Here is a 25,201-nt window from a genome sequence, read left to right on the forward strand (position 1 = left end):
AGCCATGGCCCTCGGCAGACGCAGCCGCGACCGTCACATCGACTATTGGCCGGGATTCGTGGATGCCCTGTCCACGCTGCTGCTGGTCTTCACCTTCCTGCTGTCGGTGTTCATGCTCACCCAGTTCTTCCTGACGCAGGAAATGTCGGGCAAGGACGACGTGCTCCAGCGCCTGCAGTCGCAGATCCGCCAGCTGACCGAGCTGCTCTCGCTCGAGCGCTCCGCCAGCCAGACGACGGAAACCGAGCTCGCCGGCGTGCGCGCGTCGCTGGAGGCGAGCGACGCCGAGCGCGACCACCTGCGCGGCCAGCTCTCCTCCGTCCCCGCCGCGCCGGACGAAGGCCGCGCCCGGGCCCTCTCCCGCGAGGTCGACCTGCAGAAGGACGTGGCCGCCCGCGCCGCCGCCCAGATCGAGCTGCTCAACCAGCAGATCTCGGCGCTGCGCCGGCAGATGGCGGCGCTGGAGGAAGCGCTCAACGTCGCCGAGAAGCGCGACGTGGAAAGCCAGACCAAGATTTCCGACCTCGGCCGCAGGCTCAACGTGGCCCTCGCCCAAAGGGTGCAGGAGCTGACGCGGTTCCGCTCGGAGTTCTTCGGCCGCCTGCGCGAGATCCTCGGCAACCGGCCGGACGTGCGGGTGGTGGGGGATCGCTTCGTGTTCCAGTCGGAGGTGTTCTTCGATCCCGGCTCGGCCACCCCGCGCCCCGAGGCGCGGGCGGAGCTGGACAAGCTCGCCGGCGCCATCCTCGAGCTCGAGAAGAGCATCCCGTCCGACGTTTCCTGGGCCCTGCGCATCGACGGGCATACGGACAACCGGCCCATCGCCACGGCGCAGTTTCCCACCAACTGGGAACTGTCGGCGGCGCGCGCCATCGCGGTGGTGCAATATCTCATCGGCAAGGGGGTGAGCCCGCAGCATCTCATCGCCGCGGGCTTCGGCGAGTACCAGCCCATCGACACCGCCAGCACCGACGAGGCCCGCGCCCGCAACCGCCGCATCGAGCTGAAGCTCACCGAGCGCTGACGGTGCCGCCCGCCCCCGGCGTCACGGCGCCGAACGGTCGAGCGGCACCTCGCCCACGGGCATCACCTCGGCGATGATCTCGTAGGAGCGCAGGCGGGCGGCGTGGTCGAACACGTCGGAGACGATCATCACCTCGTCCACGCCGGTCTCGGCGATGAAGGCCTCCAGGCCCGCCTTCACCGCCTGCGGCCCGCCCACCACCGAGCGGGCGAGGAAGCGCTGGGCCTGCGCCTTCTCCAGGGGCGACCAGTAGGTGTCGATGTCGTCGACGGGCGGCTGGCTCAGGCCGCGCTCGCCGCGGAAGATGCCGGTCACCGACATCTGCTGCGTGGTGGCGAGGCGGCGCGCCTGCGCGTCCGTGTCGGCGGCGACCACGTTGATGCCGGCCATGGCATAGGGCCGGTCCAGCTGCTCCGACGGCTGGAAGCGGCTGCGATAGACGTCGAGGGCCGGCAGCAGCTGCTCCGGCGCGAAGTGCGAGGCGAAGGCGTAGGGCAGGCCGAGGGCCGCCGCCAGCTGCGCGCCGTAGGTGCTGGAGCCGAGGATCCACAGGGGCACCTGCGTCCCCGTGGCCGGCACGGCGTGCAGCGTCTGGCCCTCGCCCGCGGGCCGGAAATAGGCCTGCAGCTCCAGCACGTCGTTGGGGAAATTGTCGGCGTTGGCGAGCGAGCGGCGCAGCGCCCGCATGGTGGTCTGGTCGGTGCCCGGCGCCCGCCCGAGGCCGAGGTCGATGCGGCCGGGAAAAAGATGCGCCAGGGTGCCGAACTGCTCGGCGATCACCATGGGCGCGTGGTTGGGCAGCATGATGCCCCCCGCCCCCACCCGGATGCGCTGCGAGCCGGCGGCGATGTGCGCCACCACCACCGCGGTCGCGGCGCTGGCGATGCCCTGCATGTTGTGGTGCTCGGCGACCCAGATGCGGCGATAGCCCCAGTCTTCCGCATGGGCGGCGAGGTCGCGGGCCTGGTCGAGGGCTTGGCGCGCATCGGCACCCTGCCGCACGCGGACGAGATCGAGGATGGAACGAAATGCCATGACGGGCCTTCAGCTGGACGGGGCCCGCGGCCGACGAGCCCGGGCGGATCAGGCCATGGAGATAGGTATGCGGGTGGCCGATGGAAACCACCCCGCCTCCCATCATCGGCGGGGCATCGTCCATCTTGCCGGCGCAGACGCCGCAGGCGGGCGCGACCAGGACGCTGGCGGCGGGCGGCCCGACAGGGCAGCGTTCCGCTCCCCATCGGCCTCTCAGGGCCGGAGCGCGCGGCGCAGCACCTTGCCCGAGCCGGTATGGGGCAGGGCCTCGACGAAGACCCAGGCGCGCGGACGCTTGTAGTCGGCGAGGTGGGCCGCCGCATGCTGCTCCAGAGCGGGCACGTCGGCCACCGCCCCTGCATTGAGCACGACGAAGGCGGTGACCACGCTGACATCCCCCGAGACGGCTTCCTTCACGGCCACCTCGGCCACCGAGGCGTGCTCGGCGATGGCGCGCTCCACTTCCTCCGGTGCGACGCGATAGCCGAAGGCGTTCATCTGGTCGTCGGCGCGGCCCTCGTACCAGAGGTAGCCGTCGGCATCGAAATGCGCCACGTCGCCGGTGAGGAACCAGTCCCCGCGCAGGACGGCGGCGGTCTCCTGCGGCAGGCGCCAATAGCCGAGCATCAGGCCGGGGTCGGAACGGTGGACCGCGATGACGCCGCTCTCCCCGGCCGGCAGCGGCTGGCCGGCATCGGGGCCCTCCCCCGCCACCGGCAGCACCGCGATGCGCCGGCCCGCCTGCGGCCGGCCGGGACTTCCCGGGCGGGTCGGCACATGGGGGCCGGAGGAGACATAGGTGGAGATCTCGCTCATGCCGAGCGCCTCGTAGAGGGGCCGGCCGGTGGCCTCCACCCATTCGCGATGGAGCGCCGGCTTGAGCGCCTCCCCGGCGGTGAGGCCGTGGCGCAGGGCCGGAAAGCGGCCGGGCGCGACCTGCCCGTATTTCAGGATGCGGCGATAGAGGCTCGGCACCGCCGCGAACAAGGTGGCGCCGGTCACCTCCAGCAGGTCGGGCCAGGCCTGTGGCGGGCGCTCGCCGAGATGGACGATGCTGGTGGCGCCCACGGACCAGGGGTCCATCAGGCCGGCGCCGAGGGTATAGGTCCAGTTGAAGGCGCCGGCATGGAACAGGCGGTCGTCCGGGCGAAGGCCGTACCAGCCCTCGCGCATGGGCCTGCGGCCGAGGGCGACGCGCTGGGCGTGGGCCACCCCCTTCGGCCGGCCGCTGGTGCCGGAGGTGTAGACCAGGAAGGCGAGGTCGTCCGCATCCGTATGGGCGAAGTCCGCCGGCGAGGCGGCGCGCAGGCGTCCGATCTCCACCGGACCGAGGACGATGGCCTCCCCGGCCTCGGTCGGCATGGCGCAGGAGCCGTCGCCCACCACCAGGCGCGCGCCCGAATCGGCGAGGATGAGATCCACCTCGCGGTCGGTGAGCATGGTGGAGGTGGGGATGGGGGCGAGGCCCGCCGCGATCGCTCCGAAGAACAGCAGCGGAAAGGTGGAAGTGTTGCCCACCCGCAGCAGCACCCGTTCGCCCCGCGCAAGGCCGTAGCCGCCGAAGCCGCCGGCCACCCGCGCGACCGCGTCGATGATCTCGCCATAGGTCCAGGTTTCGACGATGCGGCCGTCCGGCCCTTCCGCCACGAGCAGCGCCGGCTTCCGGGGATCGGCGCCGCCGGCGAGGCAGTAGCGGGCGAGATTGAAAGGCACGGCGGGGCGGACCCCGGCTTCGGCCGGGGCGGGGGCGGAAGGGCGCGCGTCGGTCATGGGGCGATCATGGACCGGCGCCGGCGTCCCGCACCAGACGGCGGCGGGGAAAAAGCGCGCGGCGCCGCCCGGCGGGGGTCCTTGGTCACCGGCAGAGGAAGCCGCCGTCCACCGGCAGGATATGGCCGGTGATCATGGACGCCATGCCGCTCGCGAGGAACAGGACCGCGTCCGCCACCTCCTCCGGCTCGGCGATGCGGCCGAGGGGCATCAGCGCCTCGATCTGGGCAAGGCGCTCGGGATCCTGCATCAGCGGCGCGATGAAGGGGGTGCGCACCCAGGTGGGCGCCACCGCGTTCACCCGGATCCGCGCCGGCGCGAGCTCCACCGCGAGGGCGCGGGTGAAGTTCACCACCGCGCCCTTGCTCGCCTGGTAGGCGGGGTTGGGATAGGGCCCGCCGCCGGACAGGCCCATGATCGACGAGATGTTCACGATGGCGCCGCCCTGCGCCTTCAGCGCCGGCACCGCCGCGCGGGTGCACAGGAAGGCACCGGTGACGTTGACGGCGAACACGCGTTCCCATTCGCCCAGGGACAGCTCGCTCACCCCCTTGCGGATGGACAGGCCGGCATTGTTGACGAGGATGTCGAGCCGGCCCTGCGCCGCCGCCGCCGAGGCGATACCATCGGCCACGCCGGCCTCGTCGGTCACGTCGAGCGTGAGGGGGGAGGCGCTGCCGCCGGCCTCCGACAGGGCCAGCGCCGCCGCTTGGGCCGCCGTCCCGTCGCGATCGGCGAGCACCACATGCGCGCCCTTGGCCGCAAGGGAGCGACACACCGCCAGGCCGATGCCGCTCGCCGCGCCGGTCACCAGCGCCACCTTGCCCGAAAGATCGAGATCCGCCGCCATCTGCCCGCACCCTCCCCGTGGTGTCCCGCGCGACCCGTTCACCGGCGCGCTCGGCTCGTGCCCTGATCGGGGAAACCGGCGCCAAATTCAACAGGGGGCGCGCCGATTGGCCAGCGACAGGCAGAGTCTCGCGGGCGGGGCCATGTTCCCGGGCCGTGTTCCCGGACCATGCTCCCATGGCCACGGCAGTGGGACGGGCCGGCTCCGCCGGCTTCGGCCCGCCCCGCCTCCCCGCTTCGGTCATGCCGCGCTGCGGTCGTCCGCCAGCTTCGGATAGTCGGTGTAGCCCTTCGCCCCGCCGCCATAGAAGGTCGCCCGGTCATAGGGGGTCAGCGGCGCGCCGCGGCGGATGCGCTCCACCAGATCCGGATTGGAGATGAAGTAGCGGCCGAAGGCGATGGCGTCGGCATGGCCGGCCGCGACGCAGGCTTCCGCGGTCTCGGGACGGAAGTTGCCCGCTGTGATCAGCACGCCGGGCCAGAGCGGACGGAACAGTTCCGCCGCCGCGGGGACGCCCTTGTGGTCCACATCCGCCCGCCCGGCGCCGCTGGCGCGGGGCTCGATGAGATGCAGGTAGGCAAGTCCCAGCCGGGCCAGCTCGCCGACGACATAGGTGTAGAGCGGCAGCGGCTCGGCCTCGCCGCTGTCATTGGCCACGCCGAACGGGGACAGCCGGATGCCGACCCGTTCCGCGCTCCAGGCGGCCACCACGGCCTGCGCCACCTCCAGCATCAGCCGCGCGCGGTTCTCCATGGAGCCGCCGTAACGGTCGGCGCGGTGGTTGGTGCGGGACTGAAGGAACTGCTCCAGCAGGTAGCCGTTGGCGCCGTGGATCTCGACCCCGTCGAACCCGGCTTCCCGCGCATTGCGCGTCGCCTGCACGTAATCGTCGATGATGCCCGAAATCTCCTCGGTCTTGAGCGCGCGCGGCGTCTCATAGGGCACCGGGGTGAAATCGGGACCCAGGGCGTTGCCCTGCGGCGCGATCGCCGAGGGCGCCACCGGCAGTTGCCCCTCCGGCTGGAGCAGGCGGTGGGAGATGCGGCCCACATGCCAGAGCTGGAGCACGATCCGCCCCCCCTTGTCGTGGACCGCGCGCACCACCTCGCGCCAGCCGGCGACCTGCGCGCCGGAATAGATGCCCGGCGTGGTCGGGAAGCCCTGCGCGGTGGCCGAGATGGGCGAGGCCTCCGAGACGATCAGGCCGCCTCGGGTGGCGCGCTGCGCGTAATAGTCCACGGTGAGCGGGCCGGGCACGTGGCCGGGCACCACCGCACGCGAGCGGGTCAGCGGCGCCATCACGACCCGATGCTCAAGGCTGATCGCCCCCACCTGCAGGGGCTCGAAAAGAGCAGTCGTCATCGGCAATTCTCCTCGTTGAACCGGAAGTCCCATCTTACCGTCCCGCGGGCGGGCCGCGCAAAGGCGATGCATGCTCGGGAGCCCGGAGAGCACCGAGAACCGCGACGGCCCGCAGAAGCCGGATGAGGTGAGGGGACGGAGCATGGTCCGGGACGGCGCATGCCGGTGCCCCGCCCGCGAACGATGGTTCACGCTCGCGCCGGAGGGAACACCAACGGCCCCGGCCGAGTTTACTCCGCCGCGGTCGATCGCAATCCGTGTCACCATAGGAGCCTGCACATGAACAAGTTCGGAAAGGCCGTCTGGCAGGGCGGGATCAAGGACGGCAAGGGTGCCATCTCCACCGAGAGCGGAGCACTTTCGGACTATCCGTATGGCTTCGCCAGCCGCTTCGAAGGGCAGCCGGGCACCAATCCGGAGGAGCTGGTCGGCGCCGCCCACGCCGGCTGCTTCACCATGGCCCTGTCGCTCATTCTCGGCGAGGCGAAGCTGGTGGCCGAGAAGATGGAGACGCGGGCGGACGTGACGCTCGAGAAGCTCGCCGACGGATTTTCGATCACCGCCGTTCACCTCACCCTCAAGGCGCGCATTCCCGGCGCCGACAAGGCGACATTCGAGGAGCTGGCGGCGAAGGCGAAGGCCAATTGCCCGGTCTCGAAGCTGCTCAAGGCGACGATCACCCTCGACGCCACGCTGGAGGCGTGACGCGACGCGGGTCGCGAACGCGCCTCGGGTTCCTTGCCGGACCTGAGGCGGCTCGCGGCGCCGCGCGATGGCGCGGCGCGGGCTCGATACTTCCGTATGAGCAGGCCATATCTTCATAGGCTATTGATAGACAACAGTAAAATTGAGGCTCAGGCGGGTCGGGCGCTAGGATGGCTTCACTCAGAAAGGAGTGTTTGCCATGTCCATCAAGTCCACCATCCTTGCCATCGGCCTTGCCTCCACCGTGCTCTCCGCCGCCGGCGCGGCCTTCGCCGATCCGATGATCGGTCCCGAGAATCGCGAGCAGTACGCTGTCTCCGCGCAGGAATCGCTGGTGCCCACCTCCAGCGCCGCGGCCGCCCGTGAAGCCGCCAGGCTCGGCCGGCCCAGCGCCTTTGGCACGCCGGGGCCGTACTACACCAACGAAGGCCCGTTCAGCTCGGCCGATCCCCACTGGGGCGCCGCCCGGGATGCGGACGACAACTGATCCCGGCACATCGAGACAGATAGAGTTTGAAAGAAGCGGGGTCGCGGCGCGGCCCCGTTTTCCTTGTCCCGCCCGGCGGCCGCCGCATCGCCGGCTCAGCCCCGCCGCCGCGCGAGAGCGAGATCAGAGAGGGCCGGGCCGGCCGCTCACCACCGTGCGGATGGCAAAGGACGACTGGATGCGCGCCACCCCGGGCAGGCGCGAGAGCACTTCCTTGTGCAGGCGCTCATACTCGGCGGCATTGCGGACCTCGATCTTGAGCACATAGTCGGAGAGGCCCGTCATCAAATAGCAGTCGATGATCTCCGGGCACCGGCGCACCGCCGCCTCGAAGCGGTTGAGGAACTCCTCCGTCTGGCGATCGAGGGTGATCTGCGTCAGCACCACGAGGCGTTCCGCCGGCCCCGGCGTCTCGACGATGGCGGTATAGCCCCGGATCACGCCGCCGCGCTCCAGCAGCCGCACGCGCCGCAGGCAGGCGGAAGCGGAAAGCCCCACCGCCTCGGCCAGGTCCGCATTGGACATGCGGCCGTCGGCGCGCAGCAGCCTGACGATATGGGCGTCGATGTCGTCCAGGGTCACCGTTCGAACCTTGTGCGAATGGTTTGCAGATTATTTCAACCAACTCTTTCCAAACCGCATACCCTAATAGCAAATCACAGGACATTTCGCATGTTATGCGCCTAGGATATTGCCTATTGCCGCCACCCGAAGTGCCTCCATGACGGTCATGCCGATTTTTCCCCCGGCCCGCGAGGATCCCGCATTCGCCCGGGCCGGCGCGGTCCTTACCATCGACCTGCGCGCCATCACCGGAAACTGGCGGGCGCTGGCGCGGCGTTCCGGTGCGGCCGAATGCGCCGCCGTGCTCAAGGCGGACGCCTACGGCCTCGGCATGGACCGGGTCGCGCCCGCCCTGGCGGCGGCCGGATGCCGAACCTTTTTCGTCGCCCATCTTGAGGAAGGCATCGCGCTGCGGCGCATCCTGCCCGATGGCGCGCGCATCGGCGTGCTGCACGGGCCCATGCCCGGCACGGAAGCGGAATTCCCGGCGCACCGGCTGCTGCCCGTGCTGAACAGCGCCGAGCAGGTGGAGGGCTTCGCGCGCCTCGCGGCGGCTGCGGGCCGGCGATACCCGGCGATCGTGCAGAGCGACACCGGCATGTCGCGGTTCGGCCTGTCCCGGCCGGACCTCGACCGTCTCCTGCACACGGGCGCCCTCGCCGGCATCGACCTCGTGCTCCACATGAGCCATCTCGCCTGCGCGGACGAGCCCGCCCACCCGGCCAACAGCGCGCAGCGGACGGCCTTCCTGGCGGCCTGCGCCCGCCTGCCCGGCGTGCCGGCGAGCCTTTCCGCCTCGTCGGGCATCTTTCTCGGCCCGACTATCATTTCGATCTCGTGCGGCCGGGCGCGGCTCTCTACGGCATCGCGCCGCAGGCCGGCGCGCCCAATCCCCTGCGTCTCGCGGTGCGCCTCGAAGGCCGGGTGGTGCAGCTGCGCGAGGTTCCCGCCGCCACCGCCATCGGCTATGGCCATACGGCGCGGACGGGAGCGCGGACCCGCCTCGCCACCGTGGGCGTGGGCTATGCGGACGGCTTCCTGCGCAGCCTCTCCAATGCCGGCGCCGCGTGGCGCGACGGCGTGCGGCTGCCCATCGTCGGCCGCATCTCCATGGACAGCGTCGTCCTCGACGTGAGCGCGCTCCCGGACGGCGCGCTCGCCCCGGCGACGGCGTGGACCTCATCGGCCCGGACCAGGACCTCGACGCGCTCGCCGGCGCCGCCGGTACCATCGCCTATGAGATCCTTGCCAGCGTCGGCGCGCGCTACCTGCGCCGCTACATCGGCCATTGACGGAGCAAGCCCATGCGCATCCTCATTCTTGGCAGCGGGGTCGTCGGCACGACGTCGGCCTATTACCTGTCGAAGGCCGGCCACGAGGTGACCGTGCTGGACCGCCAGGATGCCGCCGGCATGGAAACCTCCTTCGCCAATGCCGGGCAGGTGTCCCCCGGCTATTCCGCTCCGTGGGCCGGGCCCGGCATCCCGGTGAAGGCCATCAAGTGGCTGCTCATGCACCACCGTCCGCTGGTGCTGTGGCCGAGCCTCGATCCCAAGCTCTATCTCTGGCTCGCCCGCATGCTGGCCAACTGCACCGAGGACGCCTATCGCCGCAACAAGGCGCGCATGGTGCGTCTCGCCGAGTACAGCCGCGACGCCCTCGATTCGCTGCGCACCGAGACCGGCATCGCCTATGACGAGCGCACCCTCGGCACCCTGCAGCTGTTCCGCACCCAGAAGCAGCTCGACCATGTGCATTCCGACACCGAGGTGCTTGACACCCACGGCGTGCGCTACGAGGTGCTGGACCCGGCCGGCTGCATCCGCGCCGAGCCGGCTCTGGCCCCGTGCGGGAGAAGATCGCGGGCGGCCTGCGCCTGCCCGGCGACGAGACCGGCGATGCCCACATCTTCACCCGGCGCCTCGCGCAGATCTGCGCGAGGCAGGGCGTCACCTTCCGCTACGGGGTCACGGTGGAGGCGCTCCACCACGAGGCCGGCCGCATCTCCGGCGTGGCGCTGAAGGGCGGCGAGGTGGTGAGCGCCGACTCAGCGATGAAGGTGGCCCCGGCCACATCGGTGGCAGGCAGATGGCAACAAACTCCTCTCCACCATATCGAGCGGCAAAGTCACCGGGTCGGCGAATCGAGCGAGCGAGCTGCCTAGCGACCCGGGTTAGCACCACATCGCCGACACCGTGCCCATGCCGATCATTGATGCGCTTGAAGTGATCCACGTCGATCAGCAGGACCGCGAGAGGCGTCCGGTGCCGCGCCGCCCGCTGCATCTCGGAGGCGAGAGCAAGGTCGAAGGCGCGGCGATTGGGCAAACCGGTCAATTGATCCGTGACGGCGAGCACTTCGAGTTGCTCCTCCACTTCCTGGCTGTGCAACAACGCGAGATGTAGGGTCCGGATCAGCAGAATGAGAAGCACGCACACGGCGATGGTGAGCGCCGACAAGATCATCGCGCTCACGATCCATTAGCTCAAGGCCGCTTCGGTGGAAATCCCGACCGACAGGATGAGGGGGTATCCCTCAATTCTGGTGTGAAGGTAATATCGGCTCACCCCATCGAAGACGGAGCGGTCAGCAAAGGCTTCTCGGGCCCATCTTACCATGCGTTGGAACACGGGCGATGTGGCAAGGCTCACACCCGTGTTGCCCTTTCCGTCCGTCGATGGATGTCGAAAAATGACCGTGCCATCGATGCGTGTCAGAGCGACGACACTCCTTGGGCCGAGATCCACATGGTCCAGCAGCGACTGGAAGAAGGCGATACGCAGCGCTGCGATGACCACACCTTCGAACCGTCCATTTGGGCCGGTTAACCTCCGGCTCAGGGCAATGCTCGGGTCACCCGCCCGCAGCCTGCTTTCGAAGGGAGCACTGACATACGTATCGCCCCGGCCTCGGACCTGCGCTTCAAAATAGTCCCGATCGGAAAAATTGCCCTTCCGTGGCTGCACCGACCCAGAATCGTAAACGATCGATGCTCCCTCTCGATCGAGCACGAGCATGGACCCGAGGAACTGCGCGCCAGTTGCCCGATCAAAGAGGACCATTTGGCGAAGCTCAGGACTGAGGTCGCTCAAACCAGATGTTGCGACAGCCTCCTGCGCCCCACGCAGGGAGAGGTCGAGCACGCTGAGGTTTCGACTGATGCTCGATGAAATCGTGTTTAGCACGTTCTCGGCCGAGCGAAGCGCCAACAGCCATGTTTCCTGATAGGAGCGCCAGAGCGTCAGCCCCTGTACAGTGATGATGATGACAATGAGCGTTGCCACGACCAAAGGCACGTATCGACCCGTAACAAGCCGCCGCATATCCTTCCACCCCACCTTCCGGCTTCAGCTGTGCCTTGACTGCAACGATCATGCATCCTAAAATTTTGACTTGGCAACTGGATGGCCTATAGAAAATAAATCGCGTCCATTTCATTATTTGATGTTGTGGATCCTGCAGCTGCGACCGAAATGCCTATCCTCGTTTTTCCGTTTTTGTGCTTCCGCATCAGCCTCGCCTCTGCGTCATGGCCTATAATGAGGTTGTCCACCCGAAGCCCTGACCGGGGCGGACAAGAGCCGGGCGCCACTGTCATCAGCGGCGTCCGGCTTGTTCACTCTGCCTCCAGCGCCGCGTCGTAATGGAATAACGACGACCGTCAGGATCACCCCGCCCTCCTCTTGACTTCGATGGCATGATCCACGCCACATCTGCAGGATCGCCGCAAGTAGGCCTCAGCCGTCGACATCTTCTGCCGTGGATATGCAGTTGGCGACGGTCATCTCATTGCCTTCCCGCGTCGGCGCCCCGCGGCGCTGGGCCGCCCCCGGCTCCGGATCAGTTCCCCAGCTTGGTGCCAGGCGCTCCACGCCTGCATCCGCACCATCATCTGGCCGGGAAAGCGCATCACGTCGGCGCTCAGTCGGTGGCGGAGCCCCTGGAGCCGGTGAACCTGAACGGCCTGCTGGCCGATCTTGCGGCGGAGCTTTCCGCATCGGGCCCACCCGTCACCCTCATTGTGTCGCCGCCGCACATCCTCCCGCTCCGCCGGATGGCGCTGCACCGCGCGCTGCGCAACCTCCTGGAGAACGCCCAGCGCTATGGAGCGGGCGCGACGGTCGGGATCAGCCCTGCCGGGACAGAGACCTTCATCATCATCGACGATGCCGGACCGGGCATCCCGGAGGCGGATCTGGAGCGGGTGTTCGACCCCTTCGAGCGGCTGGAGACCTCCCGCTCGCGCGAGACCGGCGGCGCAGGCCTCGGCCTTCCCATCGCCCGCGCCATCCTGCGCGCCCATGGGGGCGAGGTGAGCCTGTCCAACCGACCGGAAGGCGGGCTGCGGGCAACGGTCCGCCTGCCGGCAGCGAACCAAGGGGCCAAAAGCTCGGGTGAACGCGTCGCGTAAGGTCTAGCCCCGCCGCTCGCGCCAGCCAAGCCAAACGAGGGCGAGGACCGCGAGGGCGAGCCAGGGCAGGAGCACCGCGTTCATGATCTGCCAGCCGAGCAGGTGCAGCATGGCGCCGGCGCCGAGCGAGGTCGCCACCCGACGATGAAGATCACGAGGTCGTTGGCCGCCTGCGCCTGCGCGCGCTCTTCCGGCGCGTAGCATCGCGTGAGCAGCGTGGTGCCGCCGATGAACAGGAAGTTCCAGCCCACGCCCAGCAGAACGAGCGCAGAGGCGAAGGCGAGGAATTGCGTGCCCGACAGGGCGATCAGAACATGACCCGCCAGCAGGAACGCCCCGGCCAGCATCACCTTGAGCACCCCGAAGCGGGAGATCAGAGCGCCGGTGAAGAAGGACGGCAGGAACATGCCCAGCACATGCAGCTGGATCACCGTCGCCGCGGCCGAGAGGTCGTGCTGATGGTGCAGCATGGCGAGCGGGGTCGCCGTCATGGCGAGGATCATCACGCCATAGCCCGTGGCCGCGCCGAACAAGGCGACGAGATAAGCGGGCTGCCGGATGATCGCGCCTAAGGGGCGCCCGCCGCCCGATGCGCTCCGCGCGGGCCGCGGTACGTCCACGCCCTGCAGGAGACCCGCCGCCAGCAGCGAAATGACGGCGAGGATCAGGAACGAGCCGGCATAGCCCGCCGACAGCAAGGGGCCGCCGAAGCGCCCGAGGATCGGTCCGGCAATGGCGGCCACCACCCCGCCCGCAAGAACGAAGGAGATGGCGCGGGGGCGGAAGGCGTCGGTGGCCACCTCCGCCGCGGCGAAGCGATAGAATTGCGCGAAGGCCTGATAGGCGCCGACGAGGCCGGTCCCGAGGCAGAGCAGCGGCAGCGACGCATAAAAGATCCCGAGCGCCCCCAGGAGGCCGCCGAGGGTTCCCAGAACGGCGCCCGCCACGAAGCCGATCCTTCGCCCCACGCGGGCCATCCACAGGGATGCCGGGGCGATGCCGATCGCCGTCCCGAGGAACATGGCCGCAACCGGCAGCGTGGCGAGTTCCGGCGCGGGGGTGATGGCGGCCCCGGCGAGGCCGGCGACCGTCATCACCATGACGGACGCCGTCTGGAACAGCGCCTGGGCGGCGGATAGCAGCGCGACCTGCCGGATCATGCGGCTTCGCGGCATCGCCTGCGCAATGGCGGGTGCCGTCATCAGAACACCAGAACCTTGTCGGCAGAGACGGTGACGGCCGAGAGTTCATCCATGGTGCTGCGCCGGGAGCCCGGCGTCACATCAGCATCGCAGAGGCCCCGGGCGTCCATGCAGGTGCCGCACAAAAGCACCTCGCCCTTGCCGGCGAGGACCCGCTTCAGCATGCGCTCCGCATTGTAATAGCCGTCCGGCGTCTTCTGGCCCGCCTTCGCGGCGGCGACGGCATCCGCCATGAGGAACACGGTGACCCGGTTTTCCGCATCCTGCTTGAGAATGCCGGCGGCGAGGCGCAGGCCGTTATAGACGCGTTCCGTGCCGTAGGGCGGATCGTTGAGAATGAACAGCACGTGCATGTCCGACTCCGGCGGTTCCCCACGATGCCCTTGCGGCATGGGCAGGATCATTATACGTTCAAGTTATCTCTTGAATGATGTATCGTTACCGCCATGTGCAAGTCAACGGACCCCAAACGCGCTCTGTTCGCTGAGTTGGCCGCGGTAGCGCGCGCCCTCGGCCACGAGCACCGCGTGGAATTGCTGGAGCACCTCGCCCAGGGCGAGCGCAGCGTGGAGGCGCTGGCGCGGCTGACCGGGCTCTCCATGGCCAATGCCTCCCAGCACCTGCAGCAGCTGCGCCGCGCGGGCCTGCTGGAGGCCCGCCGCGACGGCAAGTTCGTCCTCTACCGGCTGGCGGACGACGGGATCGTCCAGCTCATGTCGGTGCTGCGGCAGACGGCGGAACGCAACATCGCGACGGTCGGCGCTTTGCTTGCGCGTTATTTCGACGGGCGGGACGGGCTTGAGCCCATCGGCCGCGCCGACCTTGTGGAACGCGCGCAGGCGGGCCTCGTCACGGTGGTCGACGTGCGGCCTCGCGAGGAGTTCGACCTCGGTCACGTGCCCGGAGCCCTCAGCGTCCCGCTTGAGGAGCTGGACGCGCGTCTCGCCGAGCTCGATCCGGCGACGGAGATCGTCGCTTATTGTCGCGGCGCCTATTGCCTGCTCGCGGTGGAGGCTGTCGCACGCCTGCGCGCCAAAGGCTTCTCGGCCCGCCGCATGGAAGACGGCATGCCGGAATGGCGCGCCGCGGGACTGCCGGTCGCGGCGGGCTGACGCGACGCCATCGCCCGAAGTCCAAACCAAAAATGGGAGAAACGCCAATGTTCAAAATGCTATCGGGCGTGCTTGCCTTGGGGCTCCTCGCGGCCGTGCCTGCGGCGCCGGCAGCCGCCCTGGACCTTCCCGGCCCGCTGGTGTCGAGCGAATGGCTCGCAGCCCACCAGGACGAGGTTCTCGTCCTCGACGTGCGCAATGACGACACCAGCTACAAGGAAGGCGGCCACCTCATCGGCGCGGTGCCTCTCGACTTCCGCAAGGTCCGTGGCACCACCACCGAACGCGGCGTGGAAATCACCGACATGAACCTCCCGCCCGAGGCGTTCTCGGCGCTCATGCGATCGGCCGGGGTGAACGACGACACCGCGGTCGTGCTCACCCACCGCGGACGGGGACCGGACGATGCGGGTTATGCCGCCTACGTCTATTGGCAGCTCAAATATTATGGCCACGACAAGGTGGCCATCTTGGACGGCGGCACGACGAAATGGGTGGCCGAGAACCGCGAAGTGTGGGGCGAGGACGAGGCGGCGCAGATGGGGAATTTCAAGGCCCGGCCCGCGCGGCGTGAATTCCTTGCCGACACGGCCCAGATGGAGGCGCTCCAGACGCGCAAGGATGCGGGCATCCTCGACGCCCGGTTCTTCAGCTTCTATGTGGGCCTGGAGAAGCGCCCGAACATCGCGAAGGCGGGCCACATTCCCGGCGCGACCCTGTTTCCCTTCGATGCGAACTTCGCCGCCAACGGCACCTATCGCCCGAAGGAGGAACTCGCCCGCGCCTATGCCGCCGTCGGCCTTGGCCCGCAGCAGGCGGTGGCGGCCTATTGCAATACGGCCCATGTCTCCGCCATCTCGTGGTTCGTGATGCACGAACTGCTCGGCTACAGGGACGTCATGCTCTATGACGGCTCCATGCTGGCCTGGAGCAAGCACGGCCTGCCGGTCGAGACGCAGCTCAGATAACAAGGCGGACGGAGCCGATACCCCTGGAGCTTGCCGACCTCACCCTCGAACTGAAGCGACCCGGTGCAAAGCCCGTCGCGCCACGGCAATCTGACACGCGCTATACGATGATGTTCGGCGAAGAGCCCGGCTCTCGCTGGGTCATTGACGGCCATATCCGCGGCGGGCACCGGCCCTTCGACGTGCGCCAGGGTGAGCGGGCGGAGATGACCTTCATGAACCCCACATCCATGATGCACCCGATGCACCTGCACGGGCATCATTTCCAGGTGGTGGGCATCGGCGGACAGCGCTTTTCCGGGCCTGTGGGCGATACGGTGATCGTCCCCGCCCATGCGCCGGTGACCATCGCCTTCGACGCGGGCCAGAAAAGGCCGTGGTTCCTCCACTGCCACCTCTGCCATATGACGCTGGGGCGCGCAGCGTATCGGGGCGAGGGCGCATGAGCCCTTGTGGGCGCCGGTCGGGTTCGTCAAGGTGAGAGCCATGATGCATGCTCGTGCTCAGGACACCGATAAGCGCCCGTCGATCCCGAGAACCGTCTGGGCGCTCGGGTTCGTGAGCATGTTCATGGATATCTCCTCGGAGATGATCCATGCGCTGCTGCCCCTCTTTCTCACGGCCACGCTTGGGGCCAGCGTGGCCGTGGTGGGCCTCATCGAGGGGGCGGGCGAATCCACCGCCGCCATCGTGAAGGTCTTTTCCGGCTACCTGTCCGACCGCATCGGCCGGCGCAAGCCGCTGATCCTCATCGGCTATGGATTGGGCGCCGCGTCGAAGCCGTTCTTCGCCCTCGCCGGCGCGCCGGCCATGGTGTTCGCCGCGCGCTTCGCCGACCGCATCGGCAAGGGGATCCGCGGCGCGCCGCGGGACGCGCTGGTGGCGGATGTCACGCCGCCTTCCATCCGCGGGCGCGCCTACGGGGTACGCCAGGCGCTCGATACGGTCGGGGGTTCCTCGGCCCGCTCCTCGCCATCGCGCTGATGGCGCTGTTCGCCGACGACATGCGAACGGTGTTCTGGTTCGCCCTCATCCCCGGCGCGCTCGCGGTGGCGTGCGTCATCCTGGGGGTCGAGGATCTGGGGGTCGAGGATCGCGCCATCGGGGAGGAGGGCGCCATCGGCCGTCCGCCGCCGGTGCGCCTCGCCGATCTCCGGCAGTTCGACGGCGCATTCTGGGGCGTCGTCGCCATCGGCGTGGTGTTCACCCTTGCGCGATTCAGCGAAGCCTTCCTCGTGCTGAAGGCGCACGACGAGGGCCTGCCGCTGGCCTTCGCGCCGCTTGTTCTCGTGGCCATGAACGTCGTCTATTCGCTCGGCGCCTATCCCGCCGGTGCCTGGTCCGACCAGGCCTCGCCCACGCGCCTGCTGCTGGTGGGGCTGGCGGTCCTCATCGGCGCGGACCTGATGCTGGCCTTCGCGCCGGGGCTGTGGGGCGCCTTTCTCGGCATCGCCTTGTGGGGCGCGCATATGGCGCTCACGCAGGGCCTGCTCGCCAAGCTGGTTGCCCAGCACGCGCCCGCGACGCTGCGGGGCTCCGCCTTCGGCCTGTTCAATCTCGCCACCGGCATCGCCATGCTGGTGGCGAGCGTCGTCGCGGGGGTGCTGTGGGAGCGGATCGGCTCTGCGGCGACCTTTGCCGCAGGGGCTGGTTTCGCGGTCCTCGCAGCCCTGCTGGTGACGGTGTCCGCCCTGACGCGCCGGGCCGGGCGCGACGACCCTTCTCCTGGCGGCATGCGCCTCCCCTGAGACGCCCCGGCGCCCGGAAGGCGTTTGGCGAACGGCGTGCTTGCGCCGAACAGGCCCGCCGAGGCCAAGGCGAGGAGGATACCTGTTTGCATCATTCCGACCGTCTCACCGATACCAGCCGACTTGGCCTGATGGCGTCAGCACGCGTGATGCCCCCAGCCGGGAACAGCCGGTCTTTCACAGGATGGCCATGCAACCACAGGGCTAACGCCACAGGTATTTGATGAGCGCGGCGATCCCGAGCACGACAAGGACGAGGATCAGGAGCCCGGCCAGCCCCATCCCCCACATGCCGCCGTCCATCATGCCATCGTAGTTCATCATCGTGTCCTCCTCATCCGAGCGATGCGCTGCGCAGGCGCAGGGCATTGGCGATGACGCTCACCGAGGAGAGCGCCATGGCGGTAGCGGCGATGATCGGCGATAGCAGGAGGCCGAACGCCGGATAGAGCACACCCGCGGCGATCGGCACGCCGGCCGCATTGTAGATGAAAGCGAAGAAGAGGTTCTGGCGGATGTTGCTCATGGTGGCGTGGCTCAGCTGGCGCGCCCGCACGATTCCCTGGAGATCGCCCTTGAGCAGGGTCACGCCCGCGCTCTCGATGGCGACGTCCGTGCCCGTTCCCATGGCGACGCCCACGTCGGCCGCGGCGAGCGCGGGCGCATCGTTCACGCCGTCGCCGGCCATGGCGACGATGCGTCCTTCCTTCCGCAGCCGGGCCACCACCTTCGCCTTGTCTTCGGGCAGGATCTCGGCCTCCATCTCGTCGAGGCCGAGCCTGCGCGCGACCGCCTGCGCGGTGGTCTTGTTGTCGCCGGTGAGCATGACGACGCGGACGCCTGCCGCCTTGAGCGTCTGAACCGCGGCGGGGGTGGTGGCCTTGATCGGGTCGGCGATGGCGATGAGGCCGTCGAGGCGCCCGTCGATGGCGACGAAGATCACGGTGGCGCCTTCCCCGCGCAGGGCCTCCGCTTCCCCCACGAGGGCGGAGAGGTCCACGCCTTCCTCCGCCATGATGCGGTGGCTGCCGATGACGAGCTTGCGGCCGTCCACCGTTCCGGTGACACCCTTGCCCACCGGGCTGTTGAAATCCTGCGCCTCGTCGAGCGAAAGGCCCCGTTCCGCCGCCGCGGCGACGAAGGCGGCGGCGAGCGGATGCTCGCTCGCCCGCTCCAGGCTCGCGGCGAGCCGTAACAGCTCGGTCTCGCCCAGGCCGTCCACGGCCTTCAGGGCCGTGACCTTCGGCTTGCCTTCGGTGAGGGTGCCGGTCTTGTCCACCACCAGCGTGTCCACCTTCTCGAACCGCTCCAGCGCCTCGGCATTCTTGATGAGCACGCCCATGGATGCGCCCCGGCCGACGCCCACCATGATGGACATGGGCGTCGCCAGCCCGAGCGCGCAGGGACAGGCGATGATGAGCACCGCCACGGCGGCGATCAGCCCGTGGGCGAAGCGCGGCTCCGGTCCGAAGACGCCCCACGCCGCGAAGGCGAGGACCGCGATGGCGATCACCACCGGCACGAACCAGCCGGAGACCTCGTCGGCGAGGCGCTGGATCGGCGCGCGCGAGCGTTGTGCCTCCGCCACCATGTGGACGATCTGCGCCAGCATGGTGTCCCGCCCCACCTTGCCGGCGCGCATGACGAAGCCGCCGCTCTGGTTGAGCGTGCCGCCGATGACCTTCGCGCCGACGTCCTTGGTGACCGGCATGGACTCGCCGGTGATCATGGATTCGTCCACCGAGGAGCGCCCCTCGACCAGCTCGCCGTCCACCGGCACCTTCTCGCCGGGGCGCACCCGCAGGCGGTCGCCGACCACGACCTGTTCCAGCGCCACGTCCTCGTCCGTGCCGTCGCTGCGCATGCGCCGCGCCGTCTTGGGCGCGAGGTCGAGCAGCGCGCGGATGGCGCCGCCGGTCTGCTCGCGGGCGCGCAGTTCCAGCACCTGCCCCAGCAGCACCAGCACGGTGATGACGGCGGCGGCCTCGAAATAGATGGCCACCGAGCCGTCGGTGGCGCGGAAGGTGGCGGGGAAGATCTGCGGCGCGAAGGTCGCCACCACGCTGTAGGCCCAGGCGACGCCCGTGCCCATGGCGATCAGCGTGAACATGTTGAGGCGGCGCGTGACCAGAGATTGCCACGCGCGGGTGAAGAACGGCCATCCCGCCCAGAGCACCACCGGCGTTGCCAGCAGGAACTGGATCCAGTTGGACGCCTGCGCCCCGAGCAGCATGTGGAGGTTGGTGAGGTGCCCGCCCATCTCCAGAGCCAGGACCGGCACGGCAAGGACGAGGCCGACCCAGAAGCGCCGCGTCATGTCGAGAAGCTCGGCGCTGGGGCCGGTCTCGCCTGTCGTCACCTCCGGTTCGAGCGTCATGCCGCAGATCGGGCAGTTGCCGGGCCCGACCTGCCGGATCTGCGGGTGCATGGGGCAGGTGTATATGACGCCTTCGGGCTGCGCCTTCGCGGGAACAGGCGCCGTGGCATCGGTGGCCACATAGGCCGAGGGATTCGCCTTGAACTTGTCGATGATCTCCGCCACCATCTCGCCCTGGGCGGTGGTCTTGTGGGCCAGCATGGGCTCGCCCACCAGGTCGCCGAGGGCGAAGACATGGCGCATGGCGGTGCGGCAATGCCCGTCCACCACCACGGCGCCGGCGTGGACGTCCAACGCCAGATTCTCAAGGCCGAAGCCGTCGAGGCGAGGCCGACGGCCCACGGTGACCGGCACACCGCATCGGCGAGCAAAGAGAGGGCGCCGCCGTCCTGCGTCCGCACCTTCAGGGCGCCGCCGGCATAGCCCTCCGCCCTGGCGCCGAGATGGAGCGCGATGCCGAGCTCGCCCAGCCGGCGGCGCACCGGATCGGTGAGCTTGCCGTAATAGAGCGGCAGGATGCGCTCACGCGCCTCCACACCGTCACCTCCACGCCCAGCTTTCGGAAGGCGATGCCCAGCTCCAGGCCGATATAGCCCGCGCCCCCACCACGGCGAGCCGGGCCGGCAGGGCATCGAGGGCGAGCGCCTCGGTGGAGGAGATCACCGGCCCGCCGAACGGCAGCGCCGGCAGCGCCACGGTACTGATCCGATGCCGTCCAGCCCGTCCGCCAGCGACGCGGTCGTCCCCGTAGACGGCCCGACAAGCTCCTACGACTTCGACCGTTGCCGCAAGGACCTGCGCAAGCGCTCCATCACGCCCCGCATCGCCCGTCGCGGCATCGACAGCAGCGCGCATCTGGGCAAGCACCGCTGGGTGGAACGCACCTTCGCCTGGATCAACCAGTTCCGGCGCCTCGCCATCCGTTACGAGCGCCACGCCGACCTCTACCGCGCCTTCCTCGTCCTCGCCGTATCCCTCCGACGGCGGCCGTCTTGCGAATTGAGGCCTGATGGTGAGAATTCGTCTGTATGGACGTCTATACAGGCACACCGATCAGTCGGCTTGAGATCGTTGAGAGCGGCGGCCGGCGGCGCTTCAGCGATGAAGCGAAGCTGCGGATCGTCGAGGAGAGCTATTCGGGTCGGCGCCTGGGCTCGGCGACGGCGCGCAAGTACGGGATCACGCGCTCGCAATTGAACGAGTGGCGTGATGCGGCGCGGGCCGGGCGGTTTGGTCCGGCTTCGAGAGCAGGATTTGTTCCGGCTGTGATCGTGCCGGAGGTCGCGGCGGCAACCGGCCCGCTGATGGCGAACGGCAGCGGCCGGATCGAGATCGTGACGGCGAACGGGCGGCGGGTGCTTGTAGATCGCGATGTCGACGTCGAGGCTCTGATCCGGGTCGTGCAGGCACTGGAGCGGCTTACGTGATCCCGGTCCCGACAGGCGTGCGGGTCTGGCTTGCGACGGGCTACACGGATATGCGCCGAGGCTTCCCGGGCCTGTCCCTGCAGGTGCAGGAAGTGCTTCGCCGGGATCCGCTGAGCGGGCATCTGTTCTGCTTTCGGGGGCGCCGTGGCGATCTTTTGAAGGTGATCTGGCATGACGGCCAGGGTGCCTGCCTGTTCACGAAGCGGCTGGAACGGGGCCGGTTCCTGTGGCCGAGCCCGGCGGACGGGGCGGTCACGATCTCGACGGCACAGCTCGGCTATCTTCTGTCCGGAATCGACTGGCGCAATCCTCAGGAAACGTGGCGGCCGACCCGGGTCGGATAGCATTTACCTTTTGAAATTGCGGGCAAAATCTGATTCACTGGCTTCGTGACGTTGACACCGGACGATCTTCCTTCGGACCTTGCAAGTGCCTTGGCGGCGCTGCGGGCTGAGCGTGAGGCGCGGCTGCAAGCCGAGGCGTTGATCGCTCATCTGCAGCTGATGATCGAGAAGCTGAAGCGCGAGAAATATGGCCAGCGTTCCGAACGCACGGCACGGCTGATCGAGCAGATGGAACTTCAGCTCGACGAACTCGTGACCGCGGCGAGCGAGGACGAGCTTGCCGCAGCCGTCGCGGCCACCCGCAGAAGCACCTGGCCGGGTTCGCCGGCATCCTTCAGTGCGACTGTTACGGTGGCTTCGAGCCGTTGTTCGACCCGCAGCGGAAGGAACAGCCTATCACGCCGGCCTTTTGCTTCGCTCATGCGCGGCGCGGCTTCTTCGAGCTGGCCGACATCGCGAAAAAGACCCGTGACGGCAAGAAGGGCAAGCCGGTCTCCCCGATCGCCCTGGAGGCGGTCAGGCGTCTCGACGCGCTGTTCGAGATCGAGCGCGCCATCAACGGGCGCAGTGCCGACGAGCGGAGGGCTCTGCGCCAGGAGAAGAGCAAACCGCTTCTCGACGACATGCAGGCCTGGTTGCTCCGCGAACGCGAAACCCTCTCGCGCTCCGCCGAGGTCCTGAAGCCGATCAACTACATGCTCAGGCGCTGGGCCGACTTCGCCCGCTTCCTCGAGGATGGCAGGATCTGCCTCAGCAACAACGCCGCCGAAAGAGCGCTGCGGGGCATCGCTCTGGGACGGCGGAACTGGACCTTCGCCGGCTCCCAGCGTGGCGCCGATCGCGCCGCCGTCATCCTCACCCTCATCGCCACCGCCACGGCTCGCCTCAACGACGTCGATCCGAAAGCCTGGCTCGCCGATGTCCTGGCCCGCATCGCCGATCTTCCCGCATCGCGTCTGCACGAACTGCTGCCCTGGGAATGGAAGCATCTGCAAGAGGCCGACAAGCCCGCCGATCAGCAGGCCGCCTGACCCCAAACATTATCATAGCGCCAACATCGCTCGCGCGGGCACCTATCCCGCGGCCATCGTCGTATGCGTACTCCTCGCCGCAGCAATCATATGCTTCAGAACCACCAGCAGGTTTTGTTAGGTGCTCTTAGCCGATAGACGGAGCGGCCGGTGTCGGGGTTCTTGAGTTTCTTCTGCCGGTTCCAGCGGATAACACCGATATAGAGCTCGCAATTGAGGATGCCGTATGCTGACGCCCGCGAAGCGCGGGCGCTTGAAAACGCCGGCAACATCCTCCTGATCGCGGCTGAGGCAATCCAGCGCTTTGGACAGCACCATGTCGAAGCGACCGGCCTGCGCATCGGCCAGCAGCGACTGGATGCCCGAACAGATGAGCGAAGCGCCGGAGATGGCGCGGTCGGAATAGCTCTCCACGATGGTCCAGCCCTCGCGGGCGGCACGCCCGCGAGGGCTGGCGCAACTGGTCTTCGATCGAAGCGTCGCGCTGGTTGTCGGACGAATAGCGGGCATAGAGCGCAACGCGGGTCATGGACGGCTTTCTTTCAGTCGCTGTCGGCCTCGTCGTCCGCGCTGTCGGCGGTCCTGGGCCGGTTGTCGTTTGCGGCGGTCAGCCGCTCGAAATCTTCCCGCGCCATGCGACGGCCGATGCGGGCCAGCCTGATCGCCACGCGGTCCACTTGCTCCGGTGCTTCGCGTTCCGGTCCGTCCTCCGGGCCTTGATTGTCATTGGCCGGAGTGATGTCATCCGACCCGGAATTCGTGTCATCCGCCATGCCGTTGCTCGCTGTCTTGCCAAGGTCAAACAGGCATCAAGCGACGGCAAAATCAGGATGAGAAGACGGAAAATCCCTTCATCGTACTGTGGCGTAAAAATACTTGCGAACGGCGGCTCTGGCGTAGGCGTCAGACACCTTCCTTCTCGTTGAGCTCAGAAAAATTCTTGATCTTGACGACGTGATCGGGGAATCGCGCGACGATCTCCAACTCGCCGCCCATTGCTTCGATGAAGCGACGAAGCGTGCTGACATACATATCCGCCCGCTTTTCGATCTTGGCGACCGATCCCTGGTTGATCTGGAGTGTCTGCCCGATCTCCTCCTGCGACAACTTCAAGGCACGGCGCACCTCCGCAAGGTCCATCTCCTCGCCGAGCCGCTGCGCCTCGGCCGCTGCCTTGGTCTGTGCCTCGGGCGACATGCGGGCGCGGAGCTCCGCGAAGGAACGCCTACCGGCCATCGTTCTTCTCCTTCTCCAACTCGGCCAGATGCTCGTCGTAAAGCCTGTCGGCGATCGGGGTCATCCGGTCGTAGAACCTCTTGTCGCCGGTCTTGTCGCCGCCGATCAGCAGGATCGCCATGCGGCGCGGATCGAAGGCATAGAACACCCGCAAGGGCTTGCCCCCGCTCTGCACGCGCAATTCCCGCATATGGGCATGGCGCGATCCACTGATGCCGCTCGAATAGGGGAATGGCAGGTCGGGGCCGCGCTGCTCCAGCTTGCGGACATGGGCGTCGAGGCTGATCTGCTCGGCTTCGGTGAGGGTGTCCCACCAGTCGCCGAACTCGTCGGTGTATTCGACCGGCCATTCCATTTTGGCGATACTATTCCTTATAGTGAATTCCTGCAAGAGCTTTGAACGCCGCGAGACAGCGTCGGCCGCGCTCGGCCTTCGTCAGGAGTGGAGCGCCTGTGCTCCCATCCTGCCTTGTCTGCTTGATGAGCCCTTGCCGGAGCCGATCCGCACCGCAGGAGGACGAGCTATGGAGTATTGTAGCGAGATATTCGTGGGCATCGATCGAAGTTGCGGAACGCCATCGCCGTGACGGATGGCGAGCAAGGCGGCGAGGTGCGCTTCGTGGGCGTGCTGTCGCCTACGGCTTGCCGGACGAGCAGATCATCGTCGTCGATAATCCCCTCTTCGTGCTGTGGATCGTGGACCGTATCCCTCCGACGGCGGCCGTCTTGCGAATTGAGGCCTGGTGGTGAGAATTCGTCTGTATGGACGTCTATACAGACACACCGATCAGTCGGCTTGAGATCGTTGAGAGCGGCGGCCGGCGGCGCTTCAGCGATGAAGCGAAGCTGCGGATCGTCGAGGAGAGCTATTCGGGTCGGCGCCTGGGCTCGGCGACGGCGCGCAAGTACGGGATCACGCGCTCGCAATTGAACGAGTGGCGTGATGCGGCGCGGGCCGGGCGGTTTGGTCCGGCTTCGAGAGCAGGATTTGTTCCGGCTGTGATCGTGCCGGAGGTCGCGGCGGCAACCGGCCCGCTGATGGCGAACGGCAGCGGCCGGATCGAGATCGTGACGGCGAACGGGCGGCGGGTGCTTGTAGATCGCGATGTCGACGTCGAGGCTCTGATCCGGGTCGTGCAGGCACTGGAGCGGCTTACGTGATCCCGGTCCCGACAGGCGTGCGGGTCTGGCTTGCGACGGGCTACACGGATATGCGCCGAGGCTTCCCGGGCCTGTCCCTGCAGGTGCAGGAAGTGCTTCGCCGGGATCCGCTGAGCGGGCATCTGTTCTGCTTTCGGGGGCGCCGTGGCGATCTTTTGAAGGTGATCTGGCATGACGGCCAGGGTGCCTGCCTGTTCACGAAGCGGCTGGAACGGGGCCGGTTCCTGTGGCCGAGCCCGGCGGACGGGGCGGTCACGATCTCGACGGCACAGCTCGGCTATCTTCTGTCCGGAATCGACTGGCGCAATCCTCAGGAAACGTGGCGGCCGACCCGGGTCGGATAGCATTTACCTTTTGAAATTGCGGGCAAAATCTGATTCACTGGCT

General features: G+C 68.2%; 26 protein-coding genes and 7 pseudogenes. 17 read left to right on the forward strand and 16 right to left on the reverse strand.

From position 1 onward, the window contains the following. Positions 1–4: 4 nt before the first annotated feature. The gene (locus EZH22_RS27735) at positions 5–1,024 is read left to right on the forward strand and encodes a peptidoglycan -binding protein (RefSeq protein WP_203193559.1); all 1,020 of its coding nucleotides are present in this window, start codon (positions 5–7) and stop codon (positions 1,022–1,024) included. Positions 1,025–1,045: 21 nt separating this feature from the next. Here EZH22_RS27735 and EZH22_RS27740 read toward each other — a convergent pair whose 3' ends face one another. The 4 genes from EZH22_RS27740 to EZH22_RS27755 form a co-directional block, all read right to left on the reverse strand. Then, positions 1,046–2,059 (reverse strand): LLM class flavin-dependent oxidoreductase, encoded by a 1,014-nt coding sequence (locus tag EZH22_RS27740; RefSeq protein WP_203193560.1) that lies wholly within the window; start codon positions 2,057–2,059, stop codon positions 1,046–1,048. A 213-nt stretch (positions 2,060–2,272) separates the two neighbouring features. Then, on the reverse strand, positions 2,273–3,829 hold the full coding sequence (locus EZH22_RS27745; RefSeq protein WP_203193561.1) for a class I adenylate-forming enzyme family protein: 1,557 nt from the start codon (positions 3,827–3,829) through the stop codon (positions 2,273–2,275). Between the two features lie 85 nt (positions 3,830–3,914). Continuing rightward, a complete protein-coding gene (locus tag EZH22_RS27750; RefSeq protein ID WP_203193562.1) occupies positions 3,915–4,679 on the reverse strand; it encodes an SDR family NAD(P)-dependent oxidoreductase in 765 nt (254 codons plus the stop codon). Between the two features lie 240 nt (positions 4,680–4,919). Next, positions 4,920–6,041, reverse strand: a complete 1,122-nt coding sequence (locus tag EZH22_RS27755) for an alkene reductase (RefSeq protein ID WP_203193563.1) — start codon at positions 6,039–6,041, stop codon at positions 4,920–4,922. 279 nt (positions 6,042–6,320) lie between these two features. On the opposite strand from EZH22_RS27755, the gene EZH22_RS27760 reads away from it, so the two are divergent. Continuing rightward, the gene (locus EZH22_RS27760; protein WP_269902895.1) at positions 6,321–6,746 is read left to right on the forward strand and encodes an OsmC family protein; all 426 of its coding nucleotides are present in this window, start codon (positions 6,321–6,323) and stop codon (positions 6,744–6,746) included. 199 nt (positions 6,747–6,945) lie between these two features. Next, positions 6,946–7,233 (forward strand): hypothetical protein, encoded by a 288-nt coding sequence (locus EZH22_RS27765; protein WP_203193564.1) that lies wholly within the window; start codon positions 6,946–6,948, stop codon positions 7,231–7,233. 123 nt (positions 7,234–7,356) lie between these two features. Here the strand turns inward: EZH22_RS27765 and EZH22_RS27770 are convergent, their stop codons facing one another. Continuing rightward, positions 7,357–7,758: an Lrp/AsnC family transcriptional regulator gene (locus EZH22_RS27770; RefSeq protein ID WP_231711591.1), complete on the reverse strand. Its 402-nt coding sequence runs from the start codon at positions 7,756–7,758 to the stop codon at positions 7,357–7,359. Between the two features lie 205 nt (positions 7,759–7,963). On the opposite strand from EZH22_RS27770, the pseudogene alr reads away from it, so the two are divergent. Next, positions 7,964–9,089, forward strand: a pseudogene (gene alr / locus EZH22_RS27775) (alanine racemase). 12 nt (positions 9,090–9,101) lie between these two features. Next, positions 9,102–9,847 (forward strand): annotated as a pseudogene (locus tag EZH22_RS27780) (FAD-dependent oxidoreductase); the annotation flags it as partial. On the opposite strand, the gene EZH22_RS33020 reads toward EZH22_RS27780, so the two are convergent. Both EZH22_RS33020 and EZH22_RS27790 read right to left on the reverse strand, forming a co-directional pair. Further along, complete coding sequence (locus tag EZH22_RS33020) at positions 9,765–10,262, reverse strand: diguanylate cyclase (protein WP_408647752.1); 498 nt, start codon at positions 10,260–10,262, stop codon at positions 9,765–9,767. The pseudogene EZH22_RS27780 and the gene EZH22_RS33020 sit on opposite strands and share 83 nt — an antisense overlap. Before the next feature lie 15 nt (positions 10,263–10,277). After that, positions 10,278–11,081, reverse strand: coding sequence for a PDC sensor domain-containing protein (locus EZH22_RS27790; protein ID WP_203193567.1), 804 nt, complete (start codon positions 11,079–11,081; stop codon positions 10,278–10,280). A 644-nt stretch (positions 11,082–11,725) separates the two neighbouring features. Here EZH22_RS27790 and EZH22_RS27795 point away from each other — a divergent pair. After that, positions 11,726–12,208 carry a sensor histidine kinase gene (locus tag EZH22_RS27795; protein WP_231711184.1) on the forward strand — a complete coding sequence of 161 codons (483 nt, stop codon included), beginning with the start codon at positions 11,726–11,728 and terminating at the stop codon, positions 12,206–12,208. Positions 12,209–12,288: 80 nt separating this feature from the next. Here EZH22_RS27795 and EZH22_RS27800 read toward each other — a convergent pair whose 3' ends face one another. Both EZH22_RS27800 and EZH22_RS27805 read right to left on the reverse strand, forming a co-directional pair. Beyond that, positions 12,289–13,368 (reverse strand): MFS transporter, encoded by a 1,080-nt coding sequence (locus EZH22_RS27800; RefSeq protein WP_231711185.1) that lies wholly within the window; start codon positions 13,366–13,368, stop codon positions 12,289–12,291. Positions 13,369–13,409: 41 nt separating this feature from the next. After that, complete coding sequence (locus EZH22_RS27805) at positions 13,410–13,763, reverse strand: DsrE/DsrF/TusD sulfur relay family protein (protein ID WP_203193569.1); 354 nt, start codon at positions 13,761–13,763, stop codon at positions 13,410–13,412. A 93-nt stretch (positions 13,764–13,856) separates the two neighbouring features. On the opposite strand from EZH22_RS27805, the gene EZH22_RS27810 reads away from it, so the two are divergent. The 4 genes and pseudogenes from EZH22_RS27810 to EZH22_RS27825 all read left to right on the forward strand — a co-directional run bounded on the left by EZH22_RS27810 (position 13,857) and on the right by EZH22_RS27825 (position 17,238). Then, positions 13,857–14,522 carry an ArsR/SmtB family transcription factor gene (locus tag EZH22_RS27810; protein WP_203193570.1) on the forward strand — a complete coding sequence of 222 codons (666 nt, stop codon included), beginning with the start codon at positions 13,857–13,859 and terminating at the stop codon, positions 14,520–14,522. Positions 14,523–14,569: 47 nt separating this feature from the next. Further along, positions 14,570–15,490 (forward strand): sulfurtransferase, encoded by a 921-nt coding sequence (locus EZH22_RS27815; RefSeq protein WP_203193571.1) that lies wholly within the window; start codon positions 14,570–14,572, stop codon positions 15,488–15,490. 107 nt (positions 15,491–15,597) lie between these two features. Further along, positions 15,598–15,936: a multicopper oxidase domain-containing protein gene (locus tag EZH22_RS27820; RefSeq protein ID WP_203193572.1), complete on the forward strand. Its 339-nt coding sequence runs from the start codon at positions 15,598–15,600 to the stop codon at positions 15,934–15,936. A gap of 43 nt (positions 15,937–15,979) precedes the next feature. Further along, positions 15,980–17,238, forward strand: a pseudogene (locus tag EZH22_RS27825) (MFS transporter). A gap of 334 nt (positions 17,239–17,572) precedes the next feature. On the opposite strand, the gene EZH22_RS27830 reads toward EZH22_RS27825, so the two are convergent. Genes EZH22_RS27830 through EZH22_RS32105 form a run of 3 tightly spaced genes read right to left on the reverse strand, consistent with a single transcriptional unit; the run spans position 17,573 to position 20,311 of the window. Continuing rightward, positions 17,573–19,969 (reverse strand): copper-transporting P-type ATPase, encoded by a 2,397-nt coding sequence (locus EZH22_RS27830; RefSeq protein WP_269902896.1) that lies wholly within the window; start codon positions 19,967–19,969, stop codon positions 17,573–17,575. A gap of 49 nt (positions 19,970–20,018) precedes the next feature. Continuing rightward, a complete protein-coding gene (locus EZH22_RS32705) occupies positions 20,019–20,204 on the reverse strand; it encodes a hypothetical protein (protein WP_333473741.1) in 186 nt (61 codons plus the stop codon). After that, positions 20,156–20,311 (reverse strand): hypothetical protein, encoded by a 156-nt coding sequence (locus tag EZH22_RS32105; RefSeq protein ID WP_231711186.1) that lies wholly within the window; start codon positions 20,309–20,311, stop codon positions 20,156–20,158. Before EZH22_RS32105 ends, EZH22_RS32705 begins: the two co-directional genes overlap by 49 nt. Positions 20,312–20,322: 11 nt before the next feature. Here EZH22_RS32105 and EZH22_RS27840 point away from each other — a divergent pair. The 5 genes and pseudogenes from EZH22_RS27840 to tnpC form a co-directional block, all read left to right on the forward strand. Then, positions 20,323–20,593, forward strand: a pseudogene (locus tag EZH22_RS27840) (transposase); the annotation flags it as partial. A 50-nt stretch (positions 20,594–20,643) separates the two neighbouring features. Further along, on the forward strand, positions 20,644–21,042 hold the full coding sequence (tnpA, locus tag EZH22_RS27845) for an IS66-like element accessory protein TnpA (RefSeq protein ID WP_203193573.1): 399 nt from the start codon (positions 20,644–20,646) through the stop codon (positions 21,040–21,042). Next, on the forward strand, positions 21,039–21,386 hold the full coding sequence (gene tnpB / locus EZH22_RS27850) for an IS66 family insertion sequence element accessory protein TnpB (RefSeq protein ID WP_173295666.1): 348 nt from the start codon (positions 21,039–21,041) through the stop codon (positions 21,384–21,386). Before tnpA (EZH22_RS27845) ends, tnpB (EZH22_RS27850) begins: the two co-directional genes overlap by 4 nt. Positions 21,387–21,545: 159 nt before the next feature. Then, positions 21,546–21,632, forward strand: a pseudogene (locus EZH22_RS33025) (IS66 family transposase); the annotation flags it as partial. Between the two features lie 29 nt (positions 21,633–21,661). Next, positions 21,662–22,417 (forward strand): annotated as a pseudogene (gene tnpC / locus EZH22_RS27855) (IS66 family transposase); the annotation flags it as partial. A 225-nt stretch (positions 22,418–22,642) separates the two neighbouring features. Here tnpC and EZH22_RS27860 read toward each other — a convergent pair. The 4 genes and pseudogenes from EZH22_RS27860 to EZH22_RS27875 all read right to left on the reverse strand — a co-directional run. After that, positions 22,643–22,946, reverse strand: a pseudogene (locus EZH22_RS27860) (recombinase family protein); the annotation flags it as partial. A 13-nt stretch (positions 22,947–22,959) separates the two neighbouring features. Then, positions 22,960–23,190, reverse strand: coding sequence for a hypothetical protein (locus EZH22_RS27865; RefSeq protein ID WP_203193574.1), 231 nt, complete (start codon positions 23,188–23,190; stop codon positions 22,960–22,962). 130 nt (positions 23,191–23,320) lie between these two features. Beyond that, positions 23,321–23,653 carry an XRE family transcriptional regulator gene (locus tag EZH22_RS27870; RefSeq protein WP_203193575.1) on the reverse strand — a complete coding sequence of 111 codons (333 nt, stop codon included), beginning with the start codon at positions 23,651–23,653 and terminating at the stop codon, positions 23,321–23,323. Then, positions 23,643–24,008: a type II toxin-antitoxin system RelE/ParE family toxin gene (locus EZH22_RS27875; protein ID WP_203193576.1), complete on the reverse strand. Its 366-nt coding sequence runs from the start codon at positions 24,006–24,008 to the stop codon at positions 23,643–23,645. The genes EZH22_RS27870 and EZH22_RS27875 overlap by 11 nt, the downstream gene beginning before the upstream one ends. Positions 24,009–24,415: 407 nt before the next feature. On the opposite strand from EZH22_RS27875, the gene tnpA (EZH22_RS27880) reads away from it, so the two are divergent. Next, the gene (gene tnpA, locus EZH22_RS27880; RefSeq protein WP_203193577.1) at positions 24,416–24,814 is read left to right on the forward strand and encodes an IS66-like element accessory protein TnpA; all 399 of its coding nucleotides are present in this window, start codon (positions 24,416–24,418) and stop codon (positions 24,812–24,814) included. Further along, complete coding sequence (gene tnpB / locus EZH22_RS27885) at positions 24,811–25,158, forward strand: IS66 family insertion sequence element accessory protein TnpB (protein WP_173295666.1); 348 nt, start codon at positions 24,811–24,813, stop codon at positions 25,156–25,158. Before tnpA (EZH22_RS27880) ends, tnpB (EZH22_RS27885) begins: the two co-directional genes overlap by 4 nt. Positions 25,159–25,201 lie beyond the last annotated feature (43 nt).

Source organism: Xanthobacter dioxanivorans (assembly GCF_016807805.1).
In the GTDB taxonomy this organism is placed as follows: Bacteria; Pseudomonadota; Alphaproteobacteria; order Rhizobiales; family Xanthobacteraceae; genus Xanthobacter; species Xanthobacter dioxanivorans.

Coding starts and splice junctions, on each gene's coding strand:
- EZH22_RS27810 (WP_203193570.1), top strand. CDS start 13,857: ATGTGCAAGTCAACGGACCCCAAACGCGCTCTGTTCGCTGAGTTGGCC.
- EZH22_RS27755 (WP_203193563.1), bottom strand. CDS start 6,041: ATGACGACTGCTCTTTTCGAGCCCCTGCAGGTGGGGGCGATCAGCCTT.
- EZH22_RS27765 (WP_203193564.1), top strand. CDS start 6,946: ATGTCCATCAAGTCCACCATCCTTGCCATCGGCCTTGCCTCCACCGTG.
- EZH22_RS27740 (WP_203193560.1), bottom strand. CDS start 2,059: ATGGCATTTCGTTCCATCCTCGATCTCGTCCGCGTGCGGCAGGGTGCC.
- EZH22_RS33020 (WP_408647752.1), bottom strand. CDS start 10,262: ATGATCTTGTCGGCGCTCACCATCGCCGTGTGCGTGCTTCTCATTCTG.
- EZH22_RS27800 (WP_231711185.1), bottom strand. CDS start 13,368: ATGATCCGGCAGGTCGCGCTGCTATCCGCCGCCCAGGCGCTGTTCCAG.
- EZH22_RS27865 (WP_203193574.1), bottom strand. CDS start 23,190: ATGGCGGATGACACGAATTCCGGGTCGGATGACATCACTCCGGCCAAT.
- EZH22_RS27760 (WP_269902895.1), top strand. CDS start 6,321: ATGAACAAGTTCGGAAAGGCCGTCTGGCAGGGCGGGATCAAGGACGGC.
- tnpA (WP_203193573.1), top strand. CDS start 20,644: ATGGACGTCTATACAGGCACACCGATCAGTCGGCTTGAGATCGTTGAG.
- EZH22_RS27770 (WP_231711591.1), bottom strand. CDS start 7,758: ATGTCCAATGCGGACCTGGCCGAGGCGGTGGGGCTTTCCGCTTCCGCC.
- EZH22_RS27875 (WP_203193576.1), bottom strand. CDS start 24,008: ATGGAATGGCCGGTCGAATACACCGACGAGTTCGGCGACTGGTGGGAC.
- EZH22_RS27815 (WP_203193571.1), top strand. CDS start 14,570: ATGTTCAAAATGCTATCGGGCGTGCTTGCCTTGGGGCTCCTCGCGGCC.
- EZH22_RS27870 (WP_203193575.1), bottom strand. CDS start 23,653: ATGGCCGGTAGGCGTTCCTTCGCGGAGCTCCGCGCCCGCATGTCGCCC.
- EZH22_RS27805 (WP_203193569.1), bottom strand. CDS start 13,763: ATGCACGTGCTGTTCATTCTCAACGATCCGCCCTACGGCACGGAACGC.
- EZH22_RS27820 (WP_203193572.1), top strand. CDS start 15,598: ATGATGTTCGGCGAAGAGCCCGGCTCTCGCTGGGTCATTGACGGCCAT.
- tnpA (WP_203193577.1), top strand. CDS start 24,416: ATGGACGTCTATACAGACACACCGATCAGTCGGCTTGAGATCGTTGAG.
- EZH22_RS27750 (WP_203193562.1), bottom strand. CDS start 4,679: ATGGCGGCGGATCTCGATCTTTCGGGCAAGGTGGCGCTGGTGACCGGC.
- EZH22_RS27745 (WP_203193561.1), bottom strand. CDS start 3,829: ATGACCGACGCGCGCCCTTCCGCCCCCGCCCCGGCCGAAGCCGGGGTC.
- EZH22_RS27735 (WP_203193559.1), top strand. CDS start 5: ATGGCCCTCGGCAGACGCAGCCGCGACCGTCACATCGACTATTGGCCG.